This is a genomic window from Sulfitobacter sp. F26204 (assembly GCF_026410305.1).
Classification (GTDB): Bacteria; Pseudomonadota; Alphaproteobacteria; order Rhodobacterales; family Rhodobacteraceae; genus Sulfitobacter.
In genome coordinates, this window is sequence record NZ_JAPMLQ010000002.1 from 285,824 (window position 1) to 298,200 (window position 12,377).

The following is a 12,377-nucleotide window of genomic DNA, read 5'->3' on the forward strand; positions in this document are numbered from 1 at the left end:
TGCAGAAATGAAACCTGTCGCCATCGTTGGTCATGCGGCAGGGCGTTCTGCTGTCAGCAAGAGCTTGATCCGCGCCCTTGCAGCGATAGCACGGGTTACGATAGCGGGTTCGCGCAGGGTATAAGGACTGTTAATCGCCAGACGATGGGGTGCGCGGCGGGCTATATTGACGGCGGAGAGCGCTGAAAGCGGTACTGCCAGAAGCAGGCTGGCCGCGATGGGCAACAACCACATGGAAACAAGACCAGTCGCCAGACCCGCGGTCAGGACCAGGCCGATCACTGTTTCGCTCCAATGGAATTTGAACAATGTCGCAAGTGGATATTGCTGCGCATTACGCGATTGCGGTGCCCATGGCTCGGTTCGGGTAAAGGTCGCCCTGAGAACCGCCTTGGTCTGTTGGATCATCATCACTGGCGCATAAGCAACAGAGAGCAGGACCTCTATCACAAAGGCGGTCAGAAATGGTCCGCGACCGCCGAAGACACGAGTCGCTGCAGGCGTGCAGGCAATTATTGCTGCGGCGGCAATCTTGGGGGTGAGCAACATCGCATACATGATCACCAAAAATACGGCAGAATCGATATGGCTCATCGCGGGGGGCCAGTCAGGGAACAATGGATGCGCCTCGTTGAAGTAGCGGATTACATTTGTTTCGCTGTCTTTCCCAAGCAGGGCCCAGATCACCAGCAGCAGGAACCAGGCGGGCGACAGCAGATAGCTTACTGCGCCATGAAACAGATGAAACCGCGAGATGGGGTGTAGCCCACGTGTGGCAAGCAGTCGCAAGTGTTGCAGGTTGCCGCGGCACCAACGGCGATCCCGCAAGGTATAGTCGATCAAGGTGGCGGGTGTTTCTTCAAAACTGCCGGTGACACGCGGCAGGAACCGGACGCGCCAACCGGCACGGCGCAGCAATCCGGCTTCGACAAAATCGTGGCTGAGGATCAGATCATCGCGCCCGCGCCCTTTGAGGTGAGGCAAACCTGCGCTCTGGGCAAAGGCCTGTGTTCGGATGATGGCGTTATGTCCCCAATAGTTCCCTTCGGAACGCGACCAAAGCGCAAGGCCTTCGGCCAGAAGCCAGCCGTAAGCAATGTTTGAAAATTGCTGCAAACGCGCAAACAGGGTCTCCGCGCCGATCAACATTGGAAAGGACTGGATCAATCCTGCATCTGAATCCGCGCTGAGTTCACTGGTGAGCCGTTCAATGGCACGGCCCGACATCAGGCTATCCGCATCCAGAACAATCATACCCTCATAGGCCGCACCCCAACCGGTGATCCAATCGACCAGGTTGCCGACCTTCTTGTCAGTATTGCTGGCGCGACGGCGATAATAAACGGGGAAGGGGGCCGTCGCACGAAGCGCCTGATAGGCCTGCCATTCCTGCGTTGCGATCAATGTGTCGGACGTGTCGGACAAAATGAAAAGCGTATAGGCGTGGGTGCCCTTGCGTGCTGCGAGATCGTCCAGCATCGCAGCGGCGTTTCCAAAAACGTCCCAAGGCACCTCATTATAAACCGGGACCAGCAATGCGGCGCTGATCGGGGCGACATCTTTTGGTGCGCGTTTGTCGGCTTCTTCGCGGGCAAGGATGCCGGCAATGGCAATACCGACGGTACTGACCGACAAGGCGGCCCAGACAAATGTCGCGCCAATCATCAGCAACAATGCCCATTCAAGGCCGGTCATTCCAGCGCCGGAAAGCCATCTGTAGATGCCAGACATCAAGGAAAGCGTTGCAAAAAGGGCCGGGACAAAAACCGCAATACGCCACCGTGCGGCATGTTTTTCGGGCGGCGTGGCGACGCGGGACGCGGGTGCGCAGGCAAGATCCTGCACTTGCATTTCCAGTGGAGCAGCAGACGGCATGGCCATGAATGGAACGCTTGCACGGGTCATCAGCTGGTCCACCGATATAGCCAGACTTCGCTCAGCGGTTCGCCGTTCAACCGAAGCTGTGCCCGAAATTCGGCTAGGCTGGCACCTTCCGGCTGAAAGGTAAAGGCAAGGCGCGGTCCACCGGTTTCCGGGTTCTTTTGCACAATTCCCGGTGTCACGATGCCCATGTTCGTCCGCAGGATCACCTCGATGTTTCCGAGGTCGGTTGGAACGCGGTCTGACGGAGCAAAATCAATTGCGACGATCAGCCCGCCTTCGGGTCGCGCGCCCATGGCTGTGTTCAATACCTTTACAGGAATATCCGCGGTCACAGGCACCGGGTCAGCACCCCAATGCAAAGTATAGCTCATCCTGTGTTCGCTACCGGCGATGATCGGATCGGACGGACGCCAGTAGCTGACTATGTTGTCATAAATCTCAAGGTCGGCGGGGATCTCGACCAAGGTAATGCTCCCATTGCCCCAGTCTTCTCCCGGCGTGATCCAGACGGCCGGGCGGTTGTGATAAAGCGCTTCGAGATCGTTGAAATCCGAGAATTCCCGCTTTCTCTGGCAGAGGCCAAATCCTCGCGGATTGTTGTCCAGGAAAGCGCTGATTTGCAGCTTGGCAGGATTGGCAAGCGGGCGCCAGATCACCTCGCCTCCGCCATTGTGTATGAGCAACCCGTCGCTGTCATGAACGGCGGGTCGAAAATCCGAAAAACGCTGGCGCATGGTGCCATCAAACAGGAACATCGAGGTAAGTGGAGCAATGCCAACGTGGGTCAATTCTTCGCGGGCAAATAGTGTCGCAGAGATTTTCATTTCCAAGACAGTGCCATGCGTGATGTCGAACCGATATGCGCCGCTGCAGGACGGGCTGTCCAGCAGTGCGTGGAGGGTCATCATGTCACTGCCCGTTTTTGGCTCCTCCATCCAGAAAGCGGTGAAATCGGGGAACTCCTCACCCATGGGATCTGCGGTTTTCAAGGCAAGGCCGCGAGCAGAGAGGCCATAGGTTTCTCCCGTACCGATACCGCGGAAATAACTCGCCCCCTGAAAGACGGCGTATTCCTGAAAAATACCGGATTTTTCCAGTTCTGCGCGCAGCCGGATACCGGAATAGCCGAGGGTGTCGTCAATCTCGACATCGGGGAAGCTGTCAGTCGTGTCAAAAACTTGCCGGTCAAAAAGGATTGGCCGTGCAAAGCCGTCTTTGACGACGTTCAGCTCAACGGCTTGCGGAAAATAGAGACCGGGAGGAAAGACATCGATACGTTGCGGGGCATGCGTGTTTTCCCACAAGGCATTGCGCGCATCAAACCAGATTTTGCGGTATTGGTCATAGGAGAGGCTGCGCCAGCTTTCAGGAATTTGCGGGCGTGGCACAAAAGGCCGAGTTGCCAGTTCACGGGCGCGGGTGATGACGCTTTCGGCATCAAAGTGTGTTTGCAGGGGGCCAAGGCGCAGTCCCGGTTCTTTGGCCCAGGCTGCCGCCGGAACAGCGGCCAGTGCCGCAAGGGATCTTAGGACATCGCGCCGGATCATGCAGATACCCTGTCGCGCCATGGCTGTGCCTTGAACCAGCCTGCACAATAAGCGGCGGCTACCAGAACGACGAAGCCCAGGAGGTTGACCAAAAGGGTTATACCGATACTCCGGCCAAGAACATCCATCACGAAACCCATGATCCGCGCGATGAACATACTCGTGATAAAGACGGCAAGGCTTTGCTGGCCAACTTTGAGGATCACGGCAAGGATACATGCCCATGCACGCGATAAGCCACCAGAACCAACCCTTTGCAGATTGTTGCCGCGGTCGCCAGCCAAAACCCAAAAAATGTAGGCCAAGCTGAGGAAATGCAGATAGCGCAGGATGCCAAAGTCACTCTTGTCGATCAGCAGGGTATTGGCACTACGCCAGTCACGGGCCCAGTCCAGACCGAATTCACGCACACCAATATTGCTAAGTGGCACATTGGCGATCACCACAACGGCGGACAGGGCCAGCAGGGTGATGGTGACAGGTGGTTTTGGCAGCCAGCCACGCATGAAGGCGAAGCCGGTGAAAAAGATCAACTGCCAGCCGAAAGGATTGAAGAACCAAGGGCGCTCTGACCAGGGTTCGGCGGGAAATTCAAGGTGCAGATGGCCAAGGCCGAAGTGTTGCAGCAGTGCCGTTTGTCCCATGGTCCAGGTAGCGATGACGAATGCCGCGACAAGGCGCAGGTCAATGCGGGCCAGGGCCATCACCACAGGCATCATCAGCAGCACGACCATATACATTGGCAGGATGTCGAAGTAATTCGGCACATAGCGCAGCGTCATGAAGTTCAGCAGGATGTCGGGGTTTTCCCAGTTGTCGCTTTCGACGAAGATCATCCAGAGGTTAAGTTGGCCCCAGTAATTGCGCCCGGTGATCTGAAGGTCGGTCAGGAAAACGGTCAGGGCAAGGGTCGCGAAAAACAAACCTACATGGGCCCAATAAACCTGCCAGACACGGTACAGAACACGCGCCGTGCCAAGAATCCAGCCCGCACGTTGAAACGCGCCGCCAAAAGCGATGGCGCTGGCCATACCCGAGCAGAACACAAAAATTTCGGTTGCGTCGGAAAAGCCCCAGCGGGCGGGGATCCACGAAGTCAGGAAATTGCCCGGCGTATGGGCGACCAAGATGATGAACATCGCCAGACCGCGGAAAAAATCCAGCCTCAGATCGCGCACTCGATGCGCGCCTTTGGTTGCAGGAGTGGCAGGTGCGGCGATGGATGCGGCGTCGGCAAAGGTCATGAATGGTTGTCCTGAACCTTACTCAGCGGGAATGCGTCGCGCATGCGACAATTGATCAAAGCGGGTGGCGTTAAAACGGTCCTCATGCCCGGAACGCAGAGCCAGACGTTGACGCAGCATATCTTCGGCTGCGTCGAAATGACCTGCGCGCAGAGCTGCGTCAATGGTCATTCGCTCGAACACGTCGCGTTGCGCATGACTTCCGCCGATGCTTTGCATTTTTGGGCGGGCTTTCGCCAATTGCACAAAGGCATCGCCATATCTGCCTTCGGCAAAAGCATTCAGTCCGGCGAGCGCGGCAAGCCCCGGATCGAAAATACGCTGCGCCATGTCACCGGACTGGCGGGCGTCACGGGCAAAGCGTGCGCTCATGGCCTCGGCGGCTTCCCCCTTGGCCGCGCCGGCAAGGGCCAATTGATAGTGCAGGTCGGCAAAGACCACGCAACCATCGTCGATACGGTTTTCGGCCAATGCACCCAGTTCGTTCCAGCGGTCGCCGGTTTCGGTTCCCTCCAGTTCGAGCCGCATCAACAACGATGTTGCATTGGCAATGTCACGATAATCGTCGGTTCTGTCAGCACGGATCTGGCTGTCATAAAGGGCAAGCGCGACCTCATGTTCGCCACGATCCAGGTGCAGCAGGGCTTTGTGCCACCAGACGTGGTACCGAAAGTTGTTAGAGCCTTCCCATGCGCTCTTGTGGTCTTCAATCAAAGTGATGCCAGCATCTGGTTCAGCCCGCATGTCATGGACATGGGCCACGGCATGCAACCCCCAGGCGTCATCAGGCGCATAGCTGAGCCCGGCGCGTCCTGTCAGCTCCGCCTTGGCATAGTCGCCGGTTTCCTCAAGTGTGAAGGCATGACATCCCAGCATATAGCCGCGCAAAGGGTGATCCGCGCCATGTGCCGGCAACACCCTTTCGATGGAGACACGCATGCCGGTGGCATTGCCCAGAATAAAGTTGATCGCATGGCTGGTTTTGGCTGTCAGCGTATCCTGCGGGTAGGTGTCGAGCACCTGCTCAAGCGCAGCTACGGCAGCGGTCAGGCTGTCGGCAAGCCAGGCGTCAAGGGCGTTGAGCCAGAGCGTTTCCCGCGGGGATATTGCTTGTTGCGCGGCGGCGATATGGGCGGCGCTTTGGGCGTCCTGGGCGATCTGCCACATTTCGGCACGACCCATCATCAGCGAAAACAATCCGCGCGCAGCAAGGCCCATGACAAAGCCGGGTTCGGCCTCAAGGACGGCAGCCAGGTGTTGAGGGGTGCTTGGTTTATGCGCCAGAAATGCGCGGACCATGCTGTTCCAGTTTTCCAGGCTTGCGGGTTCATCCAGAGACACAGGCGCGTTACAGATGTCGTGTTTCATGGCGCAGGCCTTTCGCGTTAGGTCACAAACCGACCATCGGGTAACGCGCGTTTTGCCTGAGGTATCAGGCCGCGCCGAATGTCACCCGTCATTGGTCCCGGCATCAGGGCAAATGTTGACCATGACAGAGATACGCGGATTTCCGGCCCCGCAAAATGGGGATCGCGGAGGTCACACGTCAACGTGAAGCAGAAGAGAGACTTCGTGTAAGTTGTTTCAATTTTGCTGGGGTGAAAGCGTGAAATGATCCATGATCGTCCGCGCCTTCAGACAGTCATGGGTCGTTTTCACTGCCATCAGGGCCCCATGTTTCAAGAACTTCTGCGGTATCCTCGCCAAAACGCGGTGGCGGCCGGTGGTAGGTCACAGGGGTCGCAGAAAACTTGAGGGGATTACCTAAAAGGCTGACCCGGCCTGTATCAATGTCTGGTCGGGGCACATCGATCACGGCACCGCGGGCCTGTGCCTGAACCGACCTCAATGCATCACCGATTGTATTGATCGGGCCACAGGGGACACCGACGGCTGTCAGTCTGGCAAGCAAATCGTCCTTGGACAGCGCCTGCATGGCGGGGCGAATTAGGCGCATCAGGGCATCGCGGTTTTCAATCCGGGCAAGGTTGGTTCCAAAGCGAGGATCAGCCGCGGTTGCACCCAGGTCCAGCGCATCACAATAACGTGCAAACTGTGCATCGTTGCCAACGGCCAACAGAATGTGACCATCTGCACATTCAAAGGTGTCATAGGGCACGATGTTGGGATGGGCATTGCCGCGCCGTTCAGGGAGGCTGCCGGAAGTAAGGAAATTCGTACCCTCATTGATCAGCCACGCCATCGAGGTATCCACAAGCGAGAGGTCGATGTGCTGGCCTTCTCCCGTCTGGTCGCGATGGCGTATCGCTGCGAGTATGCCAATGGTCGCATACATGCCGCACATCACATCTGCGATGCCGACTCCCACTTTCATCGGCGCGCCATCGGGGGCGCCGGTGATCGACATGATTCCGCCAAACCCTTGCGCCATCAGGTCATATCCCGGCTTGTTGCGGTTTGGACCAGTCTGGCCATAGCCCGAGATCGAGCAGTAAACCAATGCCGGATGCGTCTTTCGCAAGGTAGCGTGATCCAGCCCGTATTTCATCAAGCCGTCGGGCTTGAAGTTCTCAATCACAATGTCAGCGCGTGCGGCCAGATGGCGCAGAATCCGCTGGCCTTCGGGATCGGCCATATCGACAGCGATGGAACGTTTGTTGCGGTTCGCCGCCATGAAATATGCGGACAGGTCTGATGCAGTACCGTCAATATCTCTGGCGTAGACCGGCCCCCAGCCACGGGTGTCATCACCGCCGGTTTTAGGGTTTTCCACCTTGATCACCGTCGCGCCCAAATCGCCCAAAAGCTGTGTGCAGGTCGGGCCGGCCAATATACGGCTCAGGTCGAGAACAAACAGGCCGTCCAAGGCCCCCTTAGAGACGGCCATCATAAGCCCCCGGATCTATGATGGCGGCGATGACTGTGAACCTGTCAGCCAGCAATGCATCCTGCAGTGCTGTTTCCAGCGCCTCGCGGCTGCGAACAGTGACGCCGGCTCCGCCAAAGGCCACCCCCATCGCGGCAAAGTTATGTTGTGCGAAATCCACCCCGATGTTGGCCAGTTGGCGCTCGCGCTGTTTCTTTTCGATCAGGGCAAGCGAGGAATCCACAAAAACCACAAAGATCGGAGCAAGGCCCAATTCGGCTGCTGTGGCGAGTTCGCCTGCGACCATCAGGAAACCCGCATCGCCGGAAAAGGACACAACCGGGCGGTCAGACGCGGCAAGTTTTGCGCCGATGGCCAGCGGAACCGCGCACCCCATTGTACACAGCGCAGATGATTGCATTAGGTCGCGGGGCGCATAGCTTTCCCACATCTGGGACAACAGGATCCGGTGGGCACCGCTGTCGACCGAGGCAATCGTATCGCGTGGCAGGATCTTGCGGCAAGTATCAATTATGGCGGCCGGTCCCCAGTCTTCGTCGGTTGGAAACGAAGACCGAAGGGCGCGCTTGAGTTTGTAAATCTCGCCTTCCGGCCAGGTTTCCTGAACATCCAGCCCATCACTGAGTGCATGCAACGTTGCAGCGCAATCCGCAACAAAGTTAAGTGTTGCCTGATGCATATGATGGTGGTTGGGCAGGGCGGTGATGTCGATCACGTTCTGTCGGGTTGGATCCCAGACGTCGCGCCAACCGGGGCGCATTTCTATGGGGTCATATCCGACACAAAGGATCAAATCCGCGGTTTGCACAAATGGCAGCAGGTGGCTGTCAGCCAAGGGTGACAGACCCGCGCCCCCCAAAGACAACGCATGATCTTCGGGCAGGATGCCCTTGGCCTTGTAGGTCGTGATAACGGGAATGTTGTGATCTTCAGCACAGGTGATCACAGCATTTTCGGCATGCTGGTTCAACGCGTCGATGCCGACGATCATCACTGGACGCCGCGCGGTTTCCAGCCATCCCCGTGCTGTGGCTAGGTCAGCACCAGAAGGCACCGTGACAGAAGCGGAAACCCGACAGATCGTTGGAGTTTCAGGCACTTGTGTCTCAGCGACCGAGATCGGAATGTCGATGTGGACAGGGCCCATGCGCCCTTCGGTTGCGATGCTGACGGCCTTGTCTGCAACGGTATGGGCGGCACCGGCATTCAGACTAAAACTGGCTTTGGTAATCGGACGGAATACAGCCTGTTGATTGACGACTTGGTGAGTATATCGCTCTTTCTCATCGGGATCCATGCAGCCTGACAATACGATCAAGGGTACCTGATCCTGCAAAGCATTGGCGACAGTGTTGACTGCGTTCAACGTGCCCGGTCCAATGGTGCCGACAAGAATCGCCGGGGCGTGATCGCGGTGGTGTACACCTTCGGCCATGAACCCTGCAGCATTCTCGTGTTTGGCGAGGACAAACCGGATGCCAGCCGCTTCAAGTGCATCTATCACTGTGAGGACTTCGCCTCCCGGCATGCCGAATGCCATACGACAACCGGCAGCATAAAGTCGGCGTGCCAGAGCGTCAGCGGCACGGATCATTTCTGGCATAGCAAGGCCTTTTCTGGTTGCCCCACAGATGAAGCACGCCTTTGGACAATGTGCAAATCATAGTCTTGTGGTAATGTTGCAGGCACAATCCGACCTTTGGCGCGGCCTGCATCAAGGCTGTCAGGGCATGTGTTGCCTGCATCTGTTCGCGGGCCGGGGTTTTACCCAAAGACCGAGCGCCGCTCATGTGAGGAAAATGCCCTCAGCGGCGACGGTCGCGACGTGACGACATTGGCTGGAAAGCGACGCCAACATGCGCTTCGCAATATGGCTTGCCTTGTTTTACAGGTAAGCCGCAGAACCAGAAATCTTCGGTCGCGGGATCGCCGACTGGCCATTTGCAGGTCCGTTCGGTCAATTCCATAAGGCCGATTTTTTTGGCCTTCTTCTCGACCTCGTTGACCTTGGCCAAGGCCTCTGGCGAAATTTCGTTGGCAGAGGGTTGCGGCGGCAGGGGTTGGCCGGCCGGGATGATTTGTTTGCGGGCGGGCAACGTCGATCTGGGCGGCGCAGCGGCCACGGTCTGCATGATCGGGCCGTCTTTCTTCGGCTCGGCCTTGGGTTTGGGCTGCTTTGTTTCGGCTTTTGGTGCCGGCTTGGCCTTGGGCTTGGTCTCTGCCTTGGCGGCAGTGCTTGTGGTGGCACGGTTGGACAGGCCCAAACGATGCACTTTGCCAATTACGGCGTTGCGCGTGACACCGCCCAATTCCTTGGCGATCTGGCTTGCGGACTGGCCTTCGCCCCACATTTTCTTCAGCGTTTCAACGCGGTCATCGGTCCAGGACATCTTGGGTCTTTCTTGTTAAAAAACGGCCCCCACCGAGGACCGCTCACGCAATTTCAAGTCCCCATACTAAACCTTCAGCGTCCACGCGCAAGGGAGGATACGTTATTGCGTGATCTTGGGCGCAGTGACGCCGGGTTTCAGTCGGGCCTCACGCAAGGCCAGCAGGACGGCGCCGGAAATGATCGTGCCGGCACCGAGATAGGTCACGGAATCGGGTATGACGGCAAAGAACAACACATCGTAAAGAGCGGCAAAGAGAAGTGTTGCATAGCTGAAGGGGGCGACGAAACTCGCTTCGGCACGTGCCATGGCGTTGACGAAAAAGGTCTGGGCTGTCGCCATGCACAGACCGATGGCGATCAGCAAAATCCACTGTGCAGCTGTTGGCGGTTGCCAGACCGGCAGCATGGCAAGACTGGCGATAATCAGACCCAACCCGTTGTTGAATAATAAGATCTGGAACGGATTTTCCTGTCCCGCCAGTTTCTTGATAAAGATCAGTTCAAGCCCCATGAGCGCGGCCGCCGCCAGGGCCAGCAAGGCTGCCGGCTGGAAACTGGCAGGCGTCGGGCGCAGCAGGACCAGCGCCCCGGCAAAGGCAAGAGCGGCTGCCGACCACCGGACCCGACCGACTTTTTCACCCAGCAGGGGAATTGCAAGGATCATCGCAAATACCGGGTTGAGAAATGTGATCGCTGTCGCATCAGCAAGCGGAATATAGGCAACCGAGGCAAACATCAGTGTCACGCCAGCCCAACCGCAAGAGGTACGCGCAAGATGCAAGGCCCAATGCGGCGCGTTGATGCGGGGGCGTAGAATCAGTGCGGCGCTGCACAACCCGGCAAAGGCGAACAGGAACCGGCCATGGCTGATTTGCAGTGGGTGTAGCGCGGGCCCCATTGTGTCGCTGCCCAAGGTTTTGGCGATCAGTGTCGTCGCAGCAATAAAACCGGTGGCGGCTGCAATCATCAGGGCAGCAGTTGCGTTGTCTTGGCTCTTGGGACGATACATGTGTCAGCTATGCGCCGATTGAAGGGGCGCTTCAAGACCCGCAAATTTTAGGCTATGCAAAAGAGCATCTTGACCCTATGTAGTCCGCATGATCACGCATAGACATATCCTGTCCCGACGACGTCAAGCCCGAGCCTGAAGTGTCGTGACCCGCAAGACGCAGGTCTGATCCCGGTGCATTGCACCATTCCTGAACCCACTTGACCCGACACGCCGCCCGTGGCCTCCTGCCCCTTTAGCGGCTCTTTAAAAGGATGATCCTGATGATCTCTTCCGTTCTGCCAACCTATTCCCGTGCCCCGATGACCTTTGTCTCCGGTGCAGGCTCGTGGCTGACAGAGGCGGATGGCCGACGTTTTCTGGATCTCGGTGCCGGCATTGCCGTCAATGCGCTGGGCCATGCGCACCCAGCATTGGTGGAGGCGCTTACGACGCAGGCAGGACAATTGTGGCATACGTCCAACCTTTATCAAATTCCTCAGCAGCAGGCGCTGGCGGATCGCCTGGTCGAAAACAGCTTTGCCGATACGGTGTTCTTTACCAACTCCGGCACCGAGGCCTGTGAGTTGGCCGTGAAAATGGCCCGGAAACACTTTTATGACAAGGAACAGCCAGAAAGGGTTGAGATCATCACCTTCGACGGTGCGTTTCACGGGCGCTCCGCGGCGGGCATCGCTGCGGCGGGTTCAGAGAAGATGACCAAGGGCTTTGGCCCGTTGCTGGGCGGTTTCGTGCATCTGCCCTTTGACGATCAAGACGCCCTGACTGCTGCAATTACGGACAAGACCTGTGCGATCATGGTCGAACCCATCCAGGGCGAAGGCGGCATCCGACCTCTGCCAGATGCCAGCCTCAGAGGGCTGCGCGATCTTTGCGATACACATGGCCTGTTGTTGATCCTGGACGAGGTGCAATGTGGGGTTGGACGCACAGGCAAATTGTTTGCTCACGAATGGACCGGCATCACGCCAGACATCATGATGGTTGCAAAAGGCATCGGTGGGGGCTTTCCGCTTGGCTGCGTGCTCGCTACCGAAAATGCCGCCTCCGGCATGACCGCCGGCACCCATGGCTCAACCTATGGCGGCAATCCGCTTGGATGTGCAGTGGGCTGCGCTGTGCTGGACGTGGTGACTGATCCAGCCTTCCTGACCGAAGTCACCCGAAAGGCAGGTTTGCTTCGTCAAAAGCTGGAAGGGCTTGTGGCGGGACATCCGGATGTTTTCGAAGAAGTGCGTGGTTCAGGCCTGATGTTGGGCCTCAAATGCAAGGTTGCACCCGGTGATGTGGTCAATGCGGGCTACGCTCAAGAAGTCATTACCGTGCCGGCCGCTGATCAAGTCGTGCGACTTGTGCCGCCGCTTACCATCTCCGACGATGAAATCGCCGAGGCTGTGAAACGATTGGACGCCGCCGCAGCGACGCTTTCCACTTCTTAACCTCTTTTTGGCCT

The 12,377-nt window shown here is 57.7% G+C and carries 9 protein-coding genes; 1 reads left to right on the plus strand and 8 read right to left on the minus strand.

Annotated elements, in window-relative coordinates:
* Positions 1 to 30: 30 nt before the first annotated feature.
* The 8 genes from mdoH to OS190_RS05375 form a co-directional block, all read right to left on the minus strand.
* On the minus strand, positions 31 to 1,905 hold the full coding sequence (mdoH, locus tag OS190_RS05340; RefSeq protein WP_267157633.1) for a glucans biosynthesis glucosyltransferase MdoH: 1,875 nt from the start codon (positions 1,903 to 1,905) through the stop codon (positions 31 to 33).
* Positions 1,905 to 3,431 (minus strand): OpgD/OpgG family glucan biosynthesis protein, encoded by a 1,527-nt coding sequence (locus OS190_RS05345; RefSeq protein ID WP_267157634.1) that lies wholly within the window; start codon positions 3,429 to 3,431, stop codon positions 1,905 to 1,907. Before OS190_RS05345 ends, mdoH begins: the two co-directional genes overlap by 1 nt.
* Complete coding sequence (locus tag OS190_RS05350; protein WP_267157635.1) at positions 3,428 to 4,675, minus strand: OpgC family protein; 1,248 nt, start codon at positions 4,673 to 4,675, stop codon at positions 3,428 to 3,430. Before OS190_RS05350 ends, OS190_RS05345 begins: the two co-directional genes overlap by 4 nt.
* 18 nt (positions 4,676 to 4,693) lie before the next feature.
* A complete protein-coding gene (locus tag OS190_RS05355) occupies positions 4,694 to 6,043 on the minus strand; it encodes a tetratricopeptide repeat protein (RefSeq protein ID WP_267157636.1) in 1,350 nt (449 codons plus the stop codon).
* A gap of 274 nt (positions 6,044 to 6,317) precedes the next feature.
* Entirely contained in the window at positions 6,318 to 7,523 is a 1,206-nt protein-coding gene (locus OS190_RS05360; protein ID WP_267157637.1) for a CaiB/BaiF CoA transferase family protein, read from the minus strand.
* Entirely contained in the window at positions 7,510 to 9,126 is a 1,617-nt protein-coding gene (locus OS190_RS05365; protein ID WP_267157638.1) for a thiamine pyrophosphate-binding protein, read from the minus strand. Before OS190_RS05365 ends, OS190_RS05360 begins: the two co-directional genes overlap by 14 nt.
* Before the next feature lie 202 nt (positions 9,127 to 9,328).
* Positions 9,329 to 9,913, minus strand: coding sequence for a GcrA family cell cycle regulator (locus OS190_RS05370; protein ID WP_267157639.1), 585 nt, complete (start codon positions 9,911 to 9,913; stop codon positions 9,329 to 9,331).
* A gap of 102 nt (positions 9,914 to 10,015) precedes the next feature.
* The gene (locus OS190_RS05375; protein WP_267157640.1) at positions 10,016 to 10,924 is read right to left on the minus strand and encodes a DMT family transporter; all 909 of its coding nucleotides are present in this window, start codon (positions 10,922 to 10,924) and stop codon (positions 10,016 to 10,018) included.
* Positions 10,925 to 11,187: 263 nt separating this feature from the next.
* Here OS190_RS05375 and OS190_RS05380 point away from each other — a divergent pair, with 263 nt between their 5' ends.
* Positions 11,188 to 12,363, plus strand: coding sequence for an aspartate aminotransferase family protein (locus OS190_RS05380; RefSeq protein WP_267157641.1), 1,176 nt, complete (start codon positions 11,188 to 11,190; stop codon positions 12,361 to 12,363).
* Positions 12,364 to 12,377 lie beyond the last annotated feature (14 nt).